The sequence below is a fragment of the Duganella sp. Root1480D1 genome (assembly GCF_001427305.1).
GTDB lineage: Bacteria > Pseudomonadota > Gammaproteobacteria > Burkholderiales > Burkholderiaceae_D > Rugamonas.
Window position 1 is genome coordinate 148,501 of record NZ_LMFZ01000023.1, and the last position, 20,687, is coordinate 169,187.

The 20,687-nt window shown below is 60.8% G+C and carries 19 protein-coding genes and 2 tRNA genes; 1 reads left to right on the plus strand and 20 read right to left on the minus strand.

The window, feature by feature from the left end; translation table 11 throughout:
* The 8 genes from ASD58_RS18775 to ASD58_RS18810 all read right to left on the minus strand — a co-directional run bounded on the left by ASD58_RS18775 (position 1) and on the right by ASD58_RS18810 (position 8,976).
* A complete protein-coding gene (locus tag ASD58_RS18775) occupies positions 1-3,633 on the minus strand; it encodes a pilus assembly protein (RefSeq protein WP_057262744.1) in 3,633 nt (1,210 codons plus the stop codon).
* 15 nt (positions 3,634-3,648) lie between these two features.
* The gene (locus tag ASD58_RS18780) at positions 3,649-4,284 is read right to left on the minus strand and encodes a hypothetical protein (RefSeq protein WP_057262745.1); all 636 of its coding nucleotides are present in this window, start codon (positions 4,282-4,284) and stop codon (positions 3,649-3,651) included.
* Positions 4,285-4,288: 4 nt separating this feature from the next.
* Entirely contained in the window at positions 4,289-5,395 is a 1,107-nt protein-coding gene (locus ASD58_RS18785) for a PilW family protein (protein WP_057262746.1), read from the minus strand.
* Positions 5,396-5,411: 16 nt separating this feature from the next.
* Positions 5,412-5,801 (minus strand): hypothetical protein, encoded by a 390-nt coding sequence (locus ASD58_RS18790; protein WP_156401361.1) that lies wholly within the window; start codon positions 5,799-5,801, stop codon positions 5,412-5,414.
* Between the two features lie 11 nt (positions 5,802-5,812).
* Positions 5,813-6,409, minus strand: coding sequence for a GspH/FimT family pseudopilin (locus ASD58_RS18795; RefSeq protein WP_057262748.1), 597 nt, complete (start codon positions 6,407-6,409; stop codon positions 5,813-5,815).
* A complete protein-coding gene (locus ASD58_RS18800) occupies positions 6,403-6,861 on the minus strand; it encodes a type IV pilin protein (RefSeq protein ID WP_057262749.1) in 459 nt (152 codons plus the stop codon). Before ASD58_RS18800 ends, ASD58_RS18795 begins: the two co-directional genes overlap by 7 nt.
* Before the next feature lie 97 nt (positions 6,862-6,958).
* Positions 6,959-8,299 carry a sensor histidine kinase gene (locus tag ASD58_RS18805; RefSeq protein ID WP_057262750.1) on the minus strand — a complete coding sequence of 447 codons (1,341 nt, stop codon included), beginning with the start codon at positions 8,297-8,299 and terminating at the stop codon, positions 6,959-6,961.
* A gap of 5 nt (positions 8,300-8,304) precedes the next feature.
* Complete coding sequence (locus ASD58_RS18810; RefSeq protein WP_057262751.1) at positions 8,305-8,976, minus strand: response regulator transcription factor; 672 nt, start codon at positions 8,974-8,976, stop codon at positions 8,305-8,307.
* A 368-nt stretch (positions 8,977-9,344) separates the two neighbouring features.
* Between ASD58_RS18810 and ASD58_RS18815 the strand changes: the two genes are divergently transcribed.
* Positions 9,345-10,154, plus strand: a complete 810-nt coding sequence (locus ASD58_RS18815; protein WP_057262752.1) for a Crp/Fnr family transcriptional regulator — start codon at positions 9,345-9,347, stop codon at positions 10,152-10,154.
* Here the strand turns inward: ASD58_RS18815 and ASD58_RS18820 are convergent.
* The 12 genes from ASD58_RS18820 to ASD58_RS18875 form a co-directional block, all read right to left on the minus strand.
* A complete protein-coding gene (locus tag ASD58_RS18820; RefSeq protein WP_057262753.1) occupies positions 10,057-11,589 on the minus strand; it encodes a CHASE3 domain-containing protein in 1,533 nt (510 codons plus the stop codon). The two genes, ASD58_RS18815 and ASD58_RS18820, sit on opposite strands and share 98 nt — an antisense overlap.
* Before the next feature lie 86 nt (positions 11,590-11,675).
* Complete coding sequence (locus ASD58_RS18825; protein ID WP_028101218.1) at positions 11,676-12,308, minus strand: response regulator transcription factor; 633 nt, start codon at positions 12,306-12,308, stop codon at positions 11,676-11,678.
* A 154-nt stretch (positions 12,309-12,462) separates the two neighbouring features.
* Complete coding sequence (locus tag ASD58_RS18830) at positions 12,463-12,861, minus strand: MerR family transcriptional regulator (RefSeq protein WP_057262754.1); 399 nt, start codon at positions 12,859-12,861, stop codon at positions 12,463-12,465.
* A 17-nt stretch (positions 12,862-12,878) separates the two neighbouring features.
* Positions 12,879-13,226 carry an integration host factor subunit alpha gene (locus ASD58_RS18835; protein WP_055925271.1) on the minus strand — a complete coding sequence of 116 codons (348 nt, stop codon included), beginning with the start codon at positions 13,224-13,226 and terminating at the stop codon, positions 12,879-12,881.
* A 137-nt stretch (positions 13,227-13,363) separates the two neighbouring features.
* A complete protein-coding gene (pheT, locus tag ASD58_RS18840; protein ID WP_057262755.1) occupies positions 13,364-15,790 on the minus strand; it encodes a phenylalanine--tRNA ligase subunit beta in 2,427 nt (808 codons plus the stop codon).
* 56 nt (positions 15,791-15,846) lie between these two features.
* Entirely contained in the window at positions 15,847-16,863 is a 1,017-nt protein-coding gene (pheS, locus tag ASD58_RS18845) for a phenylalanine--tRNA ligase subunit alpha (RefSeq protein ID WP_028101214.1), read from the minus strand.
* A 99-nt stretch (positions 16,864-16,962) separates the two neighbouring features.
* Positions 16,963-17,322 (minus strand): 50S ribosomal protein L20, encoded by a 360-nt coding sequence (rplT, locus tag ASD58_RS18850; RefSeq protein ID WP_028101213.1) that lies wholly within the window; start codon positions 17,320-17,322, stop codon positions 16,963-16,965.
* A gap of 28 nt (positions 17,323-17,350) precedes the next feature.
* The gene (rpmI, locus tag ASD58_RS18855) at positions 17,351-17,548 is read right to left on the minus strand and encodes a 50S ribosomal protein L35 (RefSeq protein ID WP_057262756.1); all 198 of its coding nucleotides are present in this window, start codon (positions 17,546-17,548) and stop codon (positions 17,351-17,353) included.
* Positions 17,549-17,779: 231 nt separating this feature from the next.
* Positions 17,780-18,319: a translation initiation factor IF-3 gene (gene infC, locus ASD58_RS18860; RefSeq protein ID WP_082565524.1), complete on the minus strand. Its 540-nt coding sequence runs from the start codon at positions 18,317-18,319 to the stop codon at positions 17,780-17,782.
* A gap of 36 nt (positions 18,320-18,355) precedes the next feature.
* The gene (gene thrS, locus ASD58_RS18865) at positions 18,356-20,263 is read right to left on the minus strand and encodes a threonine--tRNA ligase (protein ID WP_057262758.1); all 1,908 of its coding nucleotides are present in this window, start codon (positions 20,261-20,263) and stop codon (positions 18,356-18,358) included.
* Positions 20,264-20,444: 181 nt separating this feature from the next.
* Positions 20,445-20,521, minus strand: a tRNA-Val gene (locus ASD58_RS18870).
* Positions 20,522-20,555: 34 nt separating this feature from the next.
* Positions 20,556-20,632 (minus strand) — tRNA-Val (locus tag ASD58_RS18875).
* Positions 20,633-20,687: the final 55 nt, after the last annotated feature.

Below are 20,687 nucleotides of genomic sequence, written 5' to 3' on the forward strand. Positions count from 1 at the left end.
TCAGTCCGAGATCTCGCGCCACAGCACGCGGATCTTGGCCGAGTTAGGATCGTCCGGGCCGACACGCAGCACTTGCGGCACGCCCATGCCGTTCGACGCACCTACCGGATAGATCATCGGGGTACCGTTAGGCAGCTTGACCACGCTGTTACCGACGATCGGCGACGAATACTTGACGGCGCCAGGCACATTCACTTGCACGTTGCCGCCGGTCCTGTAATCGAGCTGGTACAGCCAGCTATAGCCGCCCGGCTGGCAAGCCGACACCGAAGGCACCGTGGACGCATAAATCAGCGTACCCAGGAACAGTTGCGGCGACAGCGTGATGCGCTCGCCGGAATCCGGCAAGTCCAGGTACCAGCCCATCTTGCTCGACCACTCGACTGCATTGCTGCTGATATTGCGCGAGGTGCCGGAGGTGGTCACCGTTTGCTTCACCAGTTGGCTGTTGTCGGTCACGGTGGTGCTGCCGTCGTCCTTGATGCCGTAGATCGATTGGGTATCCACGTCGTCCAGGTCGCCCTGGCCCAGGTAACGGCCGGTGCCGAAGAACACCGCCAGCTTGTCCTGGATCTGGCCGATGGCCGGAGCAACCATGATCGGCTTGCCAGGGAAGTTCACCAGCTTGCTGGCCGTACCCTTCTCCAGGTCGAAGCGCCACATCACGCCGGTCAGGTCGCCGCCATAGGCGCCGACTGCGGTGTTATTGGTGGTGAAGTCAGGCGAACGAACGTTGATGCGCGCCAGGCCGCTTGGATTTGCGGTCGAGCCAACGCCGGTGGCGATGGTTTTCAGCAGCGTGCCGCTGGCCAGGTCGAGGATGAACACATAACCACCGCCATCGCCGCCGGCATACTTGGTACCTTCCGGCACGTTGTTGTAGCCCGATGGCAGAACTGCTACCCAACGGCCATCGGCCATCTTGGTAATGAAGGCGGTGCCGAAGCTGTAGCCCATTTTCGGATTGTCGTCTGCCGTGTAGTTCCACAGCGGGCGCGGATCGGCAGGATCGGTCACGTCCAGTGCAAAGTAGCCGCGCCCCCCCTTGCCCATGGCGCCGATCAGCACGGTCTTCCAGCTACCGTTGATCTTCGCATCACTCATGGCCAGCGGACCGTCCAGGTAGTAGCGGTGCTGGCTCGAGTAGTTGCCGTCAGCCAGGCGCCACATGTTCGGCAGCACCATTGGCGGCACGTAGGCCCAACGCTCCTGGCCAGTCTCGCCTTCGAAAGCGTGCAGCATGCCATCGTTGGACGAGGCGTACAGCGTTGGCTCGCGATCGGCATTCCTGGCCTTGAAGTCGAGGTAGCCGTCGTCGTCGAAATTGAACGGCGGCGCCTTCACATAGATCGGCTGCGCATGGACGATGTCGCCCAGTGCTTTTTCGCGATCGCGGTACAGGCGCTCGTAGGCGCCGTATTTCAGGTCGCGTTCCTGGTCTTCATTGCGGTCCTGGCCGCGCAGGTAATTCACCAGCGAGGCTGCGGTAGCGGCAGTCTTCTGGGTGCTGGACCAGGTGCTTGCCTGGCTCAGTTTATTGGTATCGAACAGCGCCAGCTGGGTAGCGGTCAGGCCGCCTTTGCCCGTGCTGAACAGGGTGCGGTTGGTACCGTCGGCGGTGTAGATCACACGCGTGTCGCTATCGCCCGTTGCAGCGATTTTGTTGCGCAGCAGCGGCTCGGCCTGCCACAAAGGCGTCTTCGACACTTCGCCGGTCGACAGGTTGATGGTATAGCCGCTCACATCGCCGTCCCACTTCACGGTGCGGTAAGTCGCCACGTAAATGAAGTTATCGCCTGCGGTAGGTTGCAGCGCGCTGGTTGCCGCCGCCGCACCGTTGCCGGTCACGCTGTCGATGCTGCGCAGTGCGCGGCGCAAGCCGCCTTCCAGCGCTGCCGGATCGCGGGTGCTGAAGTAGGTGCCGCGGCCGTTGACGGCAGCGTGCCACAAGTCGTCGATGGTCTCTGGTGCATTGCTGCTTGGCGCCGGCCACTTGGTGACGCCCTGCTTGATATTGAAGTAGTCGCCGGAAGTACTGGTCTTGTAGTTCGGGTCGTAAGTCAGCGTGCCGTCAACGCCGAGGCCGATGGTGAACGTAGTCATGTGCTGGTGCTGTGCCACGTCGTCCACGTCCGGATTCGCACCGGATGCCGCAACGTTATCGGTACAGACGTCTTTCGACGAGCACGAAGCGCGCAGGTCGGTGTGGTAGTAGTAATACGCCACGTCGGCCAGGGTGTTGGACGTCTTCAGCGAATCGCGCGACGGCAAGGTCACGCCACTGGCGCCGTCGGCGTCGCCCACCCCGTTATAGCCGTCGTTCCAATAGCCATCGGTTGCCAGGATGGTGAAGTTCTTTTGGCAGGAATACTGCACTGGATCGTTGTAGGTGCCGCTGGTGCCCTGGTACATCTTGCCGATCGAATCCAGCGAATTGCGCAGCGGGGTGCCGCCCAGCGGATCGAAGCTGTACAAGTCGGTGTAGAACGAACCTTTCTGGGTCGCGTCGAAGTTGTCGATGTTGAGCGCGATCGGGTTGTTAATCGTGGTCAGGCCAATGCGCGCATGCAGGTAGGCCGAGTCATCCGGATCGCTGGAGACCGGCGTGCCGCGCACGTCCTTGAAAGCCTGCCCGATGGCGCTCTTGGTCATCTGGGTACGGGTACGGTACCAGGCGAACCAGTTCGCAAAATTCGACATCTCCTCGGCATAGGTGCAGCTGGTGCCGGCGCAATCGGTGCGGCCAGGTGCTTTTGCCGGGAACGTCGTGGTTGGCGTGATGTCGACGCGCGACCAGTTGAAGTAGCGCACGTACTTATAGGTGCTGGTTTTCTTGGCCTGGCAGGTGCCAGCCTTGCCGAAATTCTGGTTTGGCGCGTTGTCCGCTGTCTTGCACCACTCGACGCTCACGTTGTAGTAATACGGCGCGCCATCCACCGAATACAGGTTCTTGTAAGTGCCGTCCGGATAGGAATAATTGCCATTCACCACTGCCGACTTGCAATTGGCGCTAGGCGGCACGTCGTTGGAGCTCTTGCACCACACGCGCTCAGGATAGCCAGTCACCAGGTTGACGACCGCAGTCTTCGACAGTCGCGGGCAGTTACCGCCCGATACCACGCCCTTGCAGGGATTTGCGCTCGGCTGTTCGGCGCTGGTGTCGTCGATCGCCTGCACGCCGTAGCCATCGCTGGGCACGCTGCTCCACGGCGCCACATACGAGGTCCGGCCTTTATGGTCGGGCAGCGGCGTACCGTCGGCCTTGGTCGGCCACATGTAGCGGATCGCCGGGTTGTAGTACAGCCCGTTAAAGGCGCTGGCAAAGAACGGCGCATCGCCCGGTTCGCACACCACCAGGGTATTGTTGCTGTTCGGGCCGCGGCACATGGTGCCGAAATTGCCGAGCGAGGTGTAGCGCACGTAGTCCGGCATATAGCTCCACGCCATACTGCCGGAATTGTCGAGGTCCAACATGATGTTGGGCAGAATCGGGGCGGTCGACGCGTTGGCCAGCGGAATATCGGCCAGTTCGGTCGGAGCGGCGGCTGCCGGCTGCACAGCCATCACCAGGCTCAGCCCGAGCGAAGCCAGCAAGGCACGCAGGCCCGGCTGTGGGACATTGGTCCAGTCCATCTGAATTCTCCTGCGTTAGATTGAGACCACAGCCTGAACGTAGCTGGTGGTGTTCCTCGGCCCGGTCACCCGTGCCGTAATTCGGTAGAAAGCGCGTGTTGCCGAGCTATCGAAGCTCGGTGGCCGGTAGCCTTCCATTGCGCCCTGCGCCCCTTCGTCCTGGCCCTTCTTGAACACTTGCTGGGTGGAGCAGGTGCGGGCATCCAGCGGGCCGGCGCCGTCGCACATGCGGTGGATGACATAGGCCACTTCGTTGCCGGCCGCATCCGCCTTCAGCCGGGTCACGGCACCGGCGTCGCTCCAGTCCAGGTCGTCGTCCGGGGTTGCCTCCGGCACGCGCTTGTTGCCGGTCAGGTCGAGTGCATCCTGGCGCGTGGCGTAGTAGCCACTGCCGGGCATATCCTGGTCCAGCGAGCCGGTCGGCGCCGTCTGGATCAGCCAGGCGATTGCCGCTTCCACGCCGGCGTCGCCGCTGGCGGTGGCGCTCTGCTTGAAGGCCAGGTTGCCGGCAATGACGGACGAGGTGTCGACAGAGCGCAGCAGCGCAATGCCTGCCAGCGTCATCGCCACCAGCACGATCAGGGTGACGGGCAGGATCACGCCCTGCTCCCATGCATGCCGGACTGCGCCGGCTCGTTTGCTGTGATTCATGGTCTTATCCCCAAATGACATTGCGCAATGGCACGATCGTCTCGAATACCTTGTAGCGGTAGCACTTCCAGTCGGCCGGGTAGCTGCTGGTCTTGAACTTCGCCCAGCTCGACCACTTGCCCGCCATGGCATCGGTGGTGGTCGCGCATTCCTGGTTGGCCGCAGGCTTCTCGTACTGCACGCTGCGCGCGACCAGGGCCACCCGCACCGCCTTCACCAGCAGGAAGTCGGCGGCTGTCGGGTGGGCCCAGCTGCCGGTCGCCGGCTGCCAGGAGTTGACCGATGGCTGGCCGGCCAGCGACACGCCGTACTCCAGTTGCATATCGATGATTTCCGGCGCCACCACTTCATTGACGATGGCCGGATTGGCCGAATTGTCCGAACGCAGCAGCTGGTGCAGGTCATTGACGCTGTAGCCGCGCTGGTACAAGGCGCCAGCCGGCGGGGCCGAGAAACAGGACAACTGGGCAGGCTTGGTGTAGGCCGGCCAGTTGTTGGCGTTCTGGTAGTTGGCCGGGGGGTTGAAGTGGCCGCTGGCGCCCGGGTTGTGCTGGATTTTCAAGGCCTGGTCCTGGATCTGGGTGGCTTGCATCAGCGTGCACTTGCCGGCTTGCTGCACCAGCACCAGGTCGCCTTCGCGGCAGCCAGAGGTATTGCCGACGTTCAGCTCGGACGATGGCTGCGGCATATTGCTGCGCAGTTCCGTGTTGGACGGATAGCGGAAGGAACCTTCGGTCGGATTGGCAAAATACTGCACCAGGATGCTGTCGGGCTTGTCGCCGCCATCGGTGATGACGGCCGAGGCCAGCGAGAAGCCATCGATCGCGCCCTCCTTGCCGCCGCAGCTCAAATCGCCGTCGCAATAGGAATACGTGGTATTGCAACCGGAGAACATCGAGTTGGCCATGCCCCAGCCAGCCATCTTGGTATCGCGCTCGATCAGCGACAGGGCAATCGCCCCAGTGCTCTGGGCATCGGCGCCGCCGGTGGCAGTACGCTTCTGTCCTTCCATCTGGCTGAACACCTGCATCACGACCATCATGGCCAGCATGCCGACGCCCAGGCCCACCATGATCTCGACCAGGCCGAAACCGTTTTGCTTATCGCGCATTGCATTCTTCCTTTTTCTAGCCGGCGATGAACTGCACGCTGGTCTGTGAGTGAACCTTGCTTTCGCCCGGCAGTTGCCAGGTCACCTTGACGGTGACGGTGACGCCGGCAGCAACGCTCCACGGCCCTGGCACCTGGATGGTGAGCTTGCCATTCGGCAGGGTGTCGACCGGCCGGTCCTTGACGGCGTGGGCCTGGATGTTGGAGCGGTCGGCCCACAATTCACCGAGCGACTGGCTGACCAGGTTGGCGGCGTCGATGCGGTACTTGGCGTCAGTCACCTGGCGCACCGAGGCCGACTGCATGCCGACGATGGCCAGCACGCCGAAGGCAAAGATCACGATCGCAACCAGGGCTTCCACCAGCACGATGCCGCCCTGCTGGCGCAATGTACGTTGAGTTTTCATTGCTGTTCTCCTTAGCTGCAGCCACGCGGGTCGGTGGAGTACGCCATTTTCGGATCGCACATGCGGATCTGGCCGCCGGTGCCAACCATGACGACATAACGGCGCGCGGTACTGCTGGCCGTGCTGGTGACGTCGGCGCGCGTGAACACAGCGCCGACAGGCGGGGTGAACACACGGCCCAGCGCGTCGAAGTTGACCTCGGCAGGCAGTTCGCTCTCGGCGCTGATCAGCGCGCTGAAATAGCCGGGCGGCGCCGGCACCGGAATCGCGTCGGCACTGACGGTTACCTTGGCCATGGTGCCGGATTCCGCGGCCTCGCGGGTCTGGATGCTCGCAGGGCAAGTCGCGGTCACGGTCGGGCAACCGACAGTCCAGCTCACCTTGCCGTCCTTATCGGTCAGCGTGAAGCGCACCACGGTGTTGCGCCGCACCGCTTCAGCGCGCGCAGTCTGCAAGCCGTTCAGGATCGATTCGGCCGCCGTGCGCACTTGCGTGTCCTGGATCCAGCTGCTGAAGGCGGGCACGCCCATGCCCAGCAAGCCGGCCAGGATGGCAATGCCGATCAACAGCTCGATCAGGGTCATGCCCTGCTGGCGGCGGCTTAGCATGAACCGCCCCTTTTGCGTACCCAGCAGGTAATCGGCGCACCTTCCGATGCCGTGCCCCAGCCGCTTGGCAGGCCCGTGGTCTTTTTGTTGTTCGACTCATCAATAGTGAAGACGAAGCCGGCTGCGGGTCCCTTGCCTTCCGCCTTGACGGTATAGGTGGTGGCTGTCAGGGTCGGGCAGGTATAGGTAAAGTCATCCGCTGGCGGCAGCGCGGCGATGGTGCCGGCGGCGCAGGCGCCGATGTAGGTACGGTTGTCCTGGAAATACTGCTCCAGCTTGGCGCGCATGGCGCCCAGGTTGTTGGTGGCCTGCGGCAGGCGGCCAGTCTTGACGTAATCGCTGTAAGCAGGAATCGCCACAGATGCAAGGACGGCAACAATTGCCAGTGCCACCATCAGTTCAATCAGCGTCACGCCCGCCTGGCGGGTTGCGACGGCCTTTTGCTGGTCCATATATTTGCTCCAAAGCTGGTAATTGATATGGCAAGTCTAGACAAGCAAGCTTGCATTACCCTGAGGAAAACCTGACAAATACCTGACAGCAGCAGTTTTAGGTGGGGAAATACACAGAAAATAGTGCACCCTGCCCGCTGGCGGGGGTGTCGATGGCGACGCTGGCGCCATGGGCGGTGGCGATATCGCGCACGATGGCCAGGCCGATGCCGCTGCCGTTGGTCTTCTGATCCAGCCGCTGGAAGCGCTGGAACACGGCCTCCCGCTTGGCTGGCGGGATGCCGGGGCCGGAATCTTCCACCGTCAGCATGCCGCCGCCCAGGTGCGGAAAGCAGCTTACCGTAACCGAACCATTGGGCGGCGTGTAACGGATGGCATTGTCGACCAGGTTGTCGACCAGGTCGCGCAGCAGGAAACGGTCGCCGGTCACCATGGTCGGCTGCAAGTCGAAGCCCAGGTCGATATCCTTGCGCAGCGCCTGCTCGACGAAATGCTGGATCGATTCTTCCAGCAACTGGTCGAGCGCCATGCGCTCCATGCGCGTCTTGCGCAGCGGGCCGGGCTCGGCGCGCGCCAGCGCCAGCAACTGGTTGACCTGGCGGATCATGCGCTCGGTCGAGGCCTGCATCATCGCCAGCGACGATGCCGCGGCCGGCGTGCATTCCTGCGCCGCCAGCAGTTCGATCTGGGTCCGCATGCCGGCCAGCGGGGTACGCAACTGGTGCGCCACATTGGCCAGGAAGTCTTGCTGCGCCTGGGCTCCTTCGCGCACGCGCTCCAGCAAGCCGTTGAACGATTGCACCATCGGCCTCACTTCGAGCGGCACCTCGCCCGCAGGGATCGGCGACAGGTCCTCGGCACTGCGCGCCTGGATGCCGGCCCGTACCCGGTGCAACGGCGACAAGCCATTCGTCACCGACAACCAAACCAGCCCGACCGAGGCCAGCGTGAACACGGCCGCCAGCGGCAGCATGGCGCGCACGATGGCGGTGCGGGCCTGGCCGCGCTTGCGCAAGGTCTTGGCCACCACCACAATGCCCTGCTGCTGGCCGGTCAGCACCGGCAGCGCCACCAGGCGCACCGGGTTCTTTTCCAACACGCTGTCGACGGCCGGAGCACCGGCGCGTGCCGGCTGCACCGGCAACACCGCGTCGCCGCCCACCAGGCGGCCCTGGCTGTCGCGCACGGAAAAATACACCTTGTCGAGTTCGTCTTCACGCAAGGCGCGCTCGGCGGCCGGTGGCAAATCAAGCACCAGCCGACCTTCACGTTCGCTGACGTGGGCGCCCAGCATGGCGGCGGCGTCGCTCAGCGACTGGTCGAAGGCAATCTGGGCCGGGATCCAGGCCAGCGCATAACTCAGCGCCACTCCGGCCAGGTTCAACAGGAGAACCGGGCCGATCAGCCACTTGAGCAGGCGCAGGCGGATGCTATCCAAGGATCTTACCCATTGGCCGGTTCCAGCATATAACCAAAGCCACGAATGGTCCGGATGCTGATGCCGGCGTCGGCGGTTTTCTGGCGGATGCGCGAAATATAGACTTCCACCGCGTTCGGCGTCACATCCTCGCCCCACGGCAGGATGGCATCGATGATCTGCTGCTTGCTGACCACGCGCGCACTATGCTGCAGCAGGTACTCCAGCACCGCCCATTCACGCACCGACAAGTCGATGACCACGTCGCGCACGCGGGCGCGCTTGGCCCCCAGGTCCAGCACCAGGGAGCCCATTTGCAGCACGCTCGGCTTGGGCGCATGGCGCCGCGCCAGCGCGCGCAAGCGCGCCACCAGTTCCGGCGTGGCAAACGGCTTGACCAGGTAGTCGTCGGCGCCCAGTTCCAGGCCGCGCACGCGGTCTTCCACCGCATCGCGCGCGGTCAACAACAGCACCGGAAGCTGGCTGCCGCGCGCGCGCAGCCGGCGCACCACTTCAAAGCCGTCCAGGCCCGGCAAGCCGATATCGAGCACCAGCACGTCGACCGGGCCGGGGCGCTGCAGCATGGCATCGGCTTCGCTGCCGTTTTGCAGCAGCTCCACTTTCATGCCATGGCCGGACAGCACCCGCACCACGCCATCGGCCAATACTGCGTCGTCTTCTACCAGGATTACGTGCATGGGGCTTGGAATAAGTTGATTACCGCGCATTATGCCCCGATTCATCACGAGGCAACAATTGCCTAGCATCATTATCGCGCCACAAAAAAACCGCCTCACTGCCCAGTCTGCCGCCGAGCCGGCCGGCTCTTGGACAGTTCCGTTTAAAAAATGGGGACGTACCCCATTTTTAAACGTGCGCCAGCCAAAATTACAATGTTGTAGGACTAGCCTGACAAACTGCCATGTTGCCAGCCTACATGACGGAGGTAACAGGTCTTATGTTCATCTCTCACATAGAAAATTAAAGTATTACCAACGCGATCGGCAAGCAGCATCCCTAAGAATGCCGACTGCAATACCGTGTACTTTAGTTCTGTGAGGATAAAATGAACAACACTCAACTTAGCGTCTCTGCCAGGAACTCGCTGTCGCAAGCAATGCCTATTGGTTCGACGGAGTTCAAAGTTGCGTCCCGGCCTGTTGTCAGCTACAGCGGCGCCCAGCAAAATGAATTGCTGGCAGCCCTCCCTCGTGAAGCACTGGAGTCCCTGTTTGAGCACCTGGAGCTGGTGCAACTGCCATTTGGCAAGGAATTGTTTGAATTCGGCAGCAAGCTGGAATACGTCTACTTCCCAACCACCGCCATCCTGTCCCTGCTGTATGTGATGGAAGATGGCGCGACCACCGAGATTGCCGTGGTCGGCCACGAAGGCGTGGTGGGCGTGTCGATGTTTGCCGGTGAGCGCGCCATGAGCACTGCCGTCGTGCAAAGCGCCGGTTATGGCTACCGCCTGAAGGCGCAAGCCCTGCGCGATGCCTTCAACCAGGGCGGCGCCCTGCCCCAGCTACTGATGCGCTACAACGCAGCCCTGTTCGCCCAGATGGCCCAGAACGCCGTCGGCGGCCGCCACAGCTCGATCGAGCAGAAGCTGTGCCGCTGGCTGCTGGACCGCCTGGACCGCTCCCCGAGCAATGAATTGAAGGTGACCCAGGAAATGATCTCGATCATGCTGGGCGTGCGCCGCGAATCGATCACCGCCGCCGCCGGCAAGCTGCAGGAAGACGGCATGATCACCTACCGCCGCGGCAACATCACCGTCATTGATCGTGAAGGTCTGGAACGTTATGCGGGCGAGTGCTATAAGGTGGCGAAGATTGAATATGATCGCCTGCTCGCTGATGTAGCGTGCTGCTAGGCTGCAGCATCGCCGGGGGCACGGCGCCTGCCGGGCGCCTGCCCCGGTCCCTCAGGGGAATATAAACCTCGATACAGGTTCCCCGGTCGCCCCGCCCACGGCGGATGTTCAAGATCCCGCCCAACAACAAAGCCCGCTCCCGCATCCCCAGCAAGCCATGCGACATTGGCTTGGCCAGCGTAGGAGCGGCAATCCCGATCCCGTCGTCGATAATGCGCAGTACCAGCATGTCGTCGCGTTGCAGTTTGAGCGAGACGCTGACGTGGCCGGCCTTGGCGTATTTGCGGATATTGGTCAGCGATTCCTGCACGATGCGGAACAAGGCGATCGACAGGCTGCTGTCGCCGGCCTTGGACACGGCATCGATGTCGGGGCCGATTTCTGTCTCGCATGGGATATTCGTCATGCGCGTGAAATCTTCACAATAGCTGTCGATGGCGGCGCACAGGCCCAGGTTGTCCAGCAGGCTTGGGCGCAAGTCTTCGATGATGCGGCGCTTCAGCTCCACCGTATCGACCAGGGTGCCGCGCGCACGGCGCAACTGGGCAGCCAGTTCCGGATTGGTCTTCTGCAGCTGGTGCGCGACCGCCGCGATATCCATGCTGATCGAGGTCAGGTTGGCGCCCATCTCATCGTGCAGTTCACGCGACAGCCGCATTTTTTCTTCTTCGCTGATCGAAATCAGGTGGCGCGACAGCACGGACAGCTGCTCGGTACGCTGCTGCACCATCGATTCCAGGCTCTCGTTCGAGAGCTGCAGCGCATGCTCCACCGCCGCCCGGTGCACAAAGCTGCGTCGCACCAGCTGGTAGAACATCACCAGCACCACGATGGCGATGGCATTGATGCCGGCGCCCATCACGACTGCCTTCTGGTATTCCTGGTAGAAACTGGTGGCGCGCGCCGACATGGCTTCGCCCTGCTCGCGCACCATGATCACCACTTGCAGGCGGATTTCGTCCATGCCGCTGCGCTCGTCGCTGACCTTGGCAATATTGACGATATCGTCCAGCCCGCCGTGCTTGTAGACTTCAATGGCCTGGGTCAGGATGGCCACGCGCTTGCGCACCAGCACCTGCAATTGCTGCAGGTTTTTCAACTGAATCGGGTTATTGGCGAGCAGTTTCTCCAACTCGCGGAACTGGTGCTCGGACTCAGTGACCACCGAACGCGTCGGGCCCAGGTAAGTCTCTTTGCCGGAAATGAAATAGCCGCGCGCGCTACTGTCGGCGTCGAGCACCAGCACGTTCAGGTACTGCAGGCGCTCGGCCACGCGCGAGCTGAGTGCCAATTGCTCATTGGCACCCTTCAACGATTGCAGGTTATGGAATAGGCTGAAACCGTTGACGATCAGGATCAGCGCGCAGGTCACGCACAGGAGCGTTTTGTAGAGCGGCAGCCGGTGCCGCGGGGCTGGTTCGATGGTGAAGTACATTTTCCCCATTATAGACCCGCAGCAAGATGCTGCCGCACGGAAAGCTAATTGTGCGGCACCGCAAAATGTAACCAGACGTTTCGCTCTTAATCGAGCAAGTTGTTCTTCATTGCGTAGTACGTCAAGTCACTATTCGACTGCAAGCCCATCTTCTCCATAATGCGCGTGCGATACGTACTAACGGTCTTGATGCTCAGCGAAAGTGCCGTGCCGATGTCGGACACGGTGGCGCCGCGCGCCAGGCGCAGGAACACCTGGAACTCGCGGTCCGACAGCTCCGTATGCAGGGCCGTATTCGGGTCGCGGTCGAAGCTTTGCGCCAGCAGCTCGCCCACCTGCGAGCTGACATAGCGGCGGCCCTGGTGCACGGTGCGCACGGCATTGATCAGTTCCTCGGCCTCGCACTCCTTGTTCAGGTATCCGTTGGCGCCCATCTTGAACAGGTTGAGCGCATATTGCTGGGCTGGATAGCCGGACAGGATCAGCACCGGCAAGTCCGGCTGGCCCTGGCGAATGGTACGCAGAGTATCGATACCGCTCTGGTCCGGCATGGCGATGTCAAGCAACAGCACATCGCACACTTCCTTGCGTGCGATGTCGAGCGCCTCGCGCCCGGTACTCCCTTCGGCGACTACGCTGAATTCGTCCGACGACGAAAAGATTTGCTTGAAACCCGCCCGTACAATCTGGTGGTCATCACAGATGGCTACGCGAATCATTGTCTTCCCTCTTGAATTCCTAGCTTGGGAACGGAGCCAGCGTCTGCAGTATCACTAGCAAAATCATAACGTTAATATTGTAGCACCAATGGTTTAACAGTTTAGCCGAGTCTAACCGAAAAAAAGGACGCCTAAGCGCCCTTGCTACAGCTGCTTACAACTTTAGTAGCTCGAGGATGCTTTGCAGCTCGCTGCGCAGCATCTCCCGGTCCAGCGGCGGCGCTTCGTGTGCCATGCCATGAGCTTCATCATACTCGCCTTGCGCCGAATCGGCAGCGCGGCTATCGAGCTTGTTGCGGGCACCGCTGATGGTGAAACCCTGCTCGTACAGCAGCTCGCGGATGCGGCGGATCAGCAGCACTTCATGATGCTGGTAGTAGCGGCGGTTGCCGCGCCGTTTGACCGGTTTCAGCTGGGTGAATTCCTGTTCCCAATAGCGCAGCACATGCGGCTTGACGCCGCATAGTTCGCTGACCTCGCCAATAGTGAAATAGCGTTTCGCCGGGATCGGCGGCAACACTACCAGGTCTGCCTTGCCAGGTCGGTCGGTCATTCACGCACCTGCGCAGTTCAGGATGCGCGCGCCGTGCCGGCGCTGTCTTCGACCATGCCTTTCAGCTTTTGGCTGGCGTGGAAAGTCACCACACGGCGCGCCGTGATCGGGATTTCTTCGCCGGTTTTCGGATTGCGGCCTGGGCGCTGCGGCTTGTCGCGCAACTGGAAGTTGCCGAAGCCGGACAGCTTCACCGCTTCGCCGCGTTCCAGCGCGTTGCGGATCTCGTCGAAGAAGGTTTCGACCATGTCCTTGGCCTCGCGCTTGTTCAGGCCCACCTGTTCGAACAGAAGTTCGGCCAGTTCTGCCTTGGTCAGCGTAGGCAAATCTTTTTCAGCTTCCTGGCGTACCTTGGCGTTCTGCATCGCGCTGTGCAACTCGGCGTCCAATGCGGATTCAAGTACGGCGGAATCGACGTCGTTGTTGTTAATTTTGCTGCCCTGCCTTTTAAAGTACATGAGTCCGGCAGTGCCGGACTCGCTGGTCATACCGAATTGTTAAATCAAGCCCGCAGTTTTGCACCGTGTGCCAGGACGACGTGAGCAGTCAGCGTCTTCATCAACTCGTCCACTACGTCATCCTGCAGGGTGTTTTGAGTATCTTGCAAGCTAAAGCGGAAAGCAAGCGATTTTTCGTCGCTTTCCAGGCCTTGGCCGCGATATTCATCAAACAAAACAATGGCTTGCACAATGCGCCCTTGAGCATGGGCCGTCACGGCGCCATGGAAGGCGTCGAGCAGGTCCTGCACGGGAACGGCTTGCCTCACTACCAGCGCAACGTCGCGCGTGGTGCCGGGGAACTTTGAAATCTCTTCATATTCTGGCACGTCGCGTTGCTGCAACGCAACGGCATCGACCTCGAACAGCACTGGCGCCTTCGGCAGGTCGTACTTTTGCAGCCAGCGCGGGTGCAGTTCGCCGATGAAGCCGATCACCTTGCCGTCCAGTTCCACCGAAGCGGCGCGGCCCGGGTGCAGGGCCGGGTGCGACAGCTTGGCAAAACGCAGTTGGCGCGGTGCAAACAGGGCTTCCAGGTCGGCCTTGACGTCGAAGAAGTCGACGTCGCGGGCTTTCTGGCCCCACTGCTCGTCGGCTACCGGGCCGTAGGCCATGGCGGCCACGCGCTGCGGCTGGTCGTAGCCGGCCACGGTCAGCGGACCATCCTGCACCGAGGCGTCGCGCTTGAAGATGGCGCCGACTTCAAACAGGCGCACGCGCGGCTGCTTGCGGTTCAGGTTGTAGCGCACATTCGCCACCAGGCTGCCGATCAGCGACGAACGCATGACGGACATCTGCGACGCAATCGGGTTCTGCAGCTTGATCGGGCTGTCGTTGCCGCTGAAGTCCAGCTCCCACTGCGCTTCCACGAAACTCATATTGACCACTTCCTGGAAGCCCAGGTCGGCCAGCTGGTGGCGCACGGCGAAAATCGAGCGGGTGTTTTCCGGCGCGATCAGCATCTCGGCGGCAGCCACCGGCGGCAGGGTCGGGATGTTTTCGAAACCGTACACGCGGGCCACTTCTTCGATCAGGTCTTCTTCGATTTCGATGTCGAAGCGGTAGGACGGCGCGGTGACGCTGAATACGCCTTCTGCCAGCGTGAACTCGAGGCCGAGGCGCTGGAAGATGTCGGCCACCATCTCGTCGTTGAGCGCAACGCCAATGACTTTTGCCGCCCGGGCGGTGCGCATCTTGACCGGCGCGCGCTGTGGCAAGTTGACGATCTGGTCGTCGATGGCGCCGACTTTGGTGTCAGGCGTGCCGCAGATCTCCATCAGCAGCGCGGTGATGCGCTCCAGGTGTTCCGGGATCGAAGCGAAGTCCACGCCGCGCTCAAAGCGGTGCGCAGCGTCAGTCGAGAAGTTATACTTGCGGGCGCGGCCCTGGATGGCGTTCGGCCACCAGAATGCTGCCTCCAGGTAGATATTGGTGGTGTCGTCCGACACGGCGGTGGCGTCGCCGCCCATGATGCCGGCCAGCGATTCCAGTTCCTTGTCGTCGGCGATCACGCCAACCCACTCATCGACTTCGATGGTGTTGCCGTTCAGGAGCTTGATCTGCTCGCCCTTCTTGCCCCAACGGACGTCCAGCGAACCGTGGATCTTGTCCAGGTCGAACACGTGCGAAGGACGGCCCATTTCCAGCATCACGTAGTTGGAAATATCCACCAGCGCCGACACGGGACGCTGGCCGCTGCGTTCCAGGCGCTGCTTCATCCAGGCCGGGGTTTCGGCTTTCGCGTTCAGGCCGCGGATCACGCGGCCGGCGAAACGGCCGCACAGGTCTGGTGCGGATACTTTCACCGTCAGCTTCTCGTCCAGCGAGACCGGCACGATGCGGTTCTGCGGCAGGCTCAGTTGCGAGCCGGTCAGGGCCGCCACTTCACGCGCCACGCCCAGCACCGACAGGCAGTCCGCCTTGTTCGGGGTCAGCTTGATGGTGAATTTCAGGTCGTTCAGCGCGAAGTAGTCGCGGATGTTCTGGCCGATCGGCGCGTCGTCCGGCAGCTCGATCAGGCCGCCGTGGTCTTCAGACAGCTTCAGTTCGCGCGCGGAGCACAGCATGCCTTGCGACTCGACGCCGCGCAGCTGGCCTACCTTGATTTCGAACGGCTTGCCATCGGCGCCTGGCGGCAGCACGGCGCCGGCCATCGCACACGCGACCTTCAGCCCTGGGCGCACGTTTGGCGCGCCGCAGACGATGTTCAGCAGCGTGCCGGTGCCCACGTCGACCTGGCAGACGTTCAGGCGGTCCGCATTCGGGTGCTTGGCGGTTTCACGCACATGGCCCACCACGACGTTGGTGAATGGCGGCGCTACTGGATCGATGTCTTCCACTTCGAGGCCGGACATGGTCAGCATGTGTGCCAGTTCATCCGAAGTCATCTTCGGATCGACCATCGTGCGCAGCCAGTTTTCAGAGAATTGCATAGTCAGCTTTCTTATCTGGTGTCTGACCCTGCGGGTCAGACACCGGGGTACCGGTTTTAGTTGAACTGCTTCAGGAAGCGCAAATCGCCTTCATAGAACAGGCGCAGGTCATTAACGCCATAGCGCAGCATGGTCAGGCGCTCAAGGCCGGAGCCGAACGCGAAGCCGATGTACTTTTCAGGGTCCAGCCCGAAGTTACGCACCACGTTAGGATGCACCTGCCCCGAGCCGGAAACCTCCAGCCAGCGCCCCTTCAGCGGACCGCTGCCGAACGCAATATCAATTTCCGCCGACGGTTCGGTGAACGGGAAATACGAAGGACGGAAACGCACTTGCAGGTCGTCCGTCTCAAAGAAAGCCTTAACGAAATTCAGGTACACGCCTTTCAGGTCAGCGAAGGAAATATCCTCCGCGATCCACAGGCCTTCAACCTGGTGGAACATCGGCGAGTGGGTCGCATCGGAGTCGACGCGGTAAGTGCGGCCCGGCGCAATCACCTTGATCGGCGGCTTGTTGTTGCGGGCGTAGCGCACCTGCATCGGCGAGGTGTGGGTACGCAGCAGCAGCGGCTTGCCGGTGCTGTCGTTGCCTTCAACGTAGAAGGTATCCTGCATCGAACGCGCCGGGTGGTTCTCTGGCGAATTCAGTGCGGTAAAGTTGGTCCAGTCGGTTTCAATCTCAGGGCCGGCAGCGACGTCGAAGCCGATCGAGCGGAAGATCTCTTCCACGCGCTCCCAGGTGCGCATCACAGGATGGATGCCGCCTTTCGAACGGCCACGGCCTGGCAGCGACACGTCGATCGCTTCAGCATTCAGGCGCAGTTGCAGCTGCGCTTCCGCCAGCGCGTCACGGCGCGCGGTCAGCGCGGTCTCGATCTGCACCTTGGCGGCGTTGATCAGGGCGCCTTGCGCCTTTTTCTCTTCAGGGTCCAGCTTGCCCAGGCCCTTCATCATTTCGGTGATCTGGCCAGTCTTGCCAAGGTACTTGGCTTTGGCGTTTTCAAGTGCTGCAGCGTCTACGGCGGCGAGGAAGTCAGCCTGCGCGGAGACGACGAGTTGTTCGAGCGAGTTCATCCGACTTTTTTCCTGTTTTGGAAATTAAAAACGGGACATAGCTAAGCCATGTCCCGCTTCTTATGAGCGCCACCCGAAGGTGGCACACATCACTGGCAATTAAGCAGCGATCTTGGCTTTGACGACGTTGACAATCGCTGCAAATGCAGGCTTGTCCATCACAGCCATATCAGCCAGGACCTTACGGTCCAGTTCAATAGCGGCCTTCTTCAGACCGTTCATGAACACGCTGTAGGTCACGCCGTGTTCGCGGGCAGCCGCGTTGATACGGGTGATCCACAGGGCGCGGAAGACGCGCTTCTTGTTACGACGGTCGCGGTATGCGTACTGGCCAGCGCGCATCACTGCTTGCTTGGCAATACGGAATACTTTGCTGCGACGACCGCGGTAACCCTTGGCCAGGTTCAGTACTTTTTTATGACGGGCACGTGCAGTAACCCCACGTTTTACTCGAGGCATAGTAGCTCCTTAAATAATGAGTGTGAGATTAAGCGGATGGCATCATACGCAGAACGCTGGTCACGTCCGACGCATTGATGTTACGGGTGCCGCGCAGTTGACGCTTGTTTTTGGTGGTCTTCTTGGTCAGGATGTGACGCTTGAAAGCCATACCGGATTTAACGGTACCACCTGGGCGAACGCGGAAACGCTTCTTCGCGCTGCTCTTGGTTTTCATTTTTGGCATGTGAATGCTCCAAATATGCCGGATTGTAGGTGGCAGCACTTTACTGCACTTTTGGTGCCTACTCTCACGGGAACCCGGGAGTATAGCACAGGTTTTCATTGAACCGGTAAACCGGTGTCAGACCCGCAGGGTCTGACACCAAAAAAGCAAACGCCGCGGGCCTCAAGGGAAGCCAGCGGCGTTCGTTATGACGGTGCCTGACCCTGCGGGTCAGACACCGGTTCACCGGTTTTACTTCTTCTTCTTCGGCGCCAGGATCATGATCATCTGGCGGCCTTCCATTTTCGGGAACTGCTCGACCTGGCCTACGGCCTCCAGGTCAGCTTTCAGACGCTCCAGCATGCGCATGCCGATGTCCTGGTGGGCCATTTCACGGCCGCGGAAACGCAGGGTGATCTTGGTTTTATCACCCTCTTCCAGGAACTTGATCAGGTTGCGCAGCTTGATGTTGTAGTCGCCATCATCGGTACCCGGACGGAATTTGACTTCCTTCACCGAGATCACCTTCTGCTTCAACTTGGCTTCGTGCGCCTTCTTCTGTTCCGAATACTTGAACTTGCCGTAATCCATCAGTCGGCAGACAGGTGGATTCGCGTTCGGCGCGATCTCGACCAGGTCGACATCGGCCTCTTCCGCCAGGCGGAAGGCTTCGGCCAGGCTTACGATGCCCAGCGGTTCGTTGTCCACGCCCGACAGACGCATTTCGGGATGGGTGATCTCGCCATTGATGCGATGGGCAGACTTGTCAGTAGCTATTGTAGTTTCCTTCAATGTTAATTTAGTGGGCCGGTTGCGGGGCTCCCCGCATTAGGCTTTGGTATCGACGTCGTTCTGAAGTCGCTCCACCAGGGCTTCGATCGACATGACGCCCAGATCGACATTGCCCCGCGCACGCACGGCCACGGTATTGGCATCCCGTTCTTTGTCGCCCACCACGAGGATGAAAGGCACTTTTTGGACGGAATGTTCGCGGATTTTATACGTAATCTTCTCGTTGCGCAAATCAGCAGCAACGCGGAAGCCCAGCTTGCGCAGCCTGGATTCAAGCGCTTTGCAGTAATCCGCCTGCGCATCACTGATGTTCAGAATCGATACTTGCTGAGGAGCAAGCCACATCGGCAGTGCGCCGGCGTAGTTCTCGATCAGGATGCCGATGAAGCGCTCCAGCGAACCCACGATTGCACGGTGCAGCATGACCGGGGTCTTGCGGGTGTTGTCATCCGCGACATATTCTGCACCGAGGCGGCCCGGCATGAAGAAGTCGACCTGCATGGTGCCGACCTGCCATGGGCGGCCCAGCGAATCCTTCAGGTGATACTCGATCTTCGGACCGTAGAAAGCGCCCTCGCCCGGCAGTTCGGTCCAGGTGACGCCGCAAGCGCGCAGGCCGGAGCGCAGCGCCTCTTCGGCCTTATCCCATACCTCGTCGTCGCCGATACGGTTGTCAGGACGCAGCGCCAGCTTGACGTCGATGTTCTCGAAATGGAAATCTTTATAAACTTCCATCGCCTGCTGGTGGAATGCCACCACTTCCGGTTCGATCTGCTCGTTGGTGCAGAAAATGTGGCCATCATCCTGGGTGAAGCCGCGCACGCGCATGATGCCGTGCAGCGCGCCGGAAGGCTCGTTGCGGTGGCACTGGCCAAACTCACCGTAGCGCAGCGGCAGGTCGCGGTAGGAACGCAGATCGCTGTTGAAGATCTGTACGTGGCCCGGGCAGTTCATTGGCTTCAGCGCGTAGGAACGGTTTTCGGACTCGGTCACGAACATGTTCTCGCGGTAGTTTTCCCAGTGGCCGGTCTTGCCCCACAGCGAGGCGTCCAGGATCTGCGGCGCCTTCACTTCCTGGTAGCCGTTTTCCTGGTACTTGCGGCGCATGTATTGCTCCACTTGCTGCCAGATGGTCCAGCCTTTCGGGTGCCAGAACACCAGGCCAGGCGCCTCGTCCTGGAAATGGAAGAAGTCCAGTTGCTTGCCCAGCTTGCGGTGATCGCGCTTTTCCGCCTCCTCCAGTTGGAACAGATACTGTTCCTGGTCTTCCTTCTTGGTCCATGCGGTGCCGTACACACGCTGCAGCATTTCATTCTTGCTGTCGCCGCGCCAGTAAGCACCGGCCAGCTTCATCAGCTTGAAGACCTTCAGCTTGCCGGTCGAAGGCACGTGCGGGCCGCGGCACAAGTCGGTGAAATTGCCTTCGGTGTACAGCGACACGTCTTCATTGGACGGGATCGAAGCGATGATCTCGGCCTTGTAGTGCTCGTTGATCGACTTGAAGTAAGCCACGGCTTCATCGCGCGGCAGTACTTTGCGGCTTACCTGCTCGTCTTTCTTCGCCAGTTCGGACATCTTCTTCTCGATCGCCACCAGGTCGTCCGGGGTGAACGGGCGCTTGTACGAGAAGTCGTAGTAGAAGCCGTTTTCGATCACCGGGCCGATGGTTACTTGCGCATCAGGGAACAGCTCCTTGACCGCGTAAGCCAGCAAGTGGGCGGTCGAGTGGCGAATGACGTCCAGGCCTTCCGGATCCCTGTCGGTCACGATAGCGACGTCGGAGTCCTTCTCAATCAGGAAGGAAGTATCGACGACCTTCCCATCAACCTTGCCGGCCAGGGCGGCTTTGCCCAGGCTGGTGCTGATATTGGACGCAACTTGAGCTACGGTCAGCGGGGCATCGAATTGACGGACGGAACCGTCGGGCAATCGGACTGAAACCATCATGGATCTCCGGAAGAAAAAGGTAATACTGGAAAAAATGGACGAAAAAAAACGCGGGCTAGCCGCGTTTTTCTTCAATTGAACAAGCAAAAGAAAGCCGATCGACTAGCGTCACTCACCAACCTTGATGGTAGTTCGCGGTGTCATAACCGGTGTGCCTTTCTCGCTCTTACAAAATGTCTGGTGGGCGGTGAGGAATTCGAATCCCCGACCCCTTGGATGTCGACCAAGTATTCTAACCAGCTGAACTAACCGCCCGTATCTTTTGCAATGGTACTACATAAAAATGTTCTGGTGGGCGGTGAGGAATTCGAATCCCCGACCCCTTGGATGTCGACCAAGTATTCTAACCAGCTGAACTAACCGCCCGAGAGCCAGCATTATAGAGAGCACTTCCCTCTGTGACAAGTGTTTTCCGAAGAAA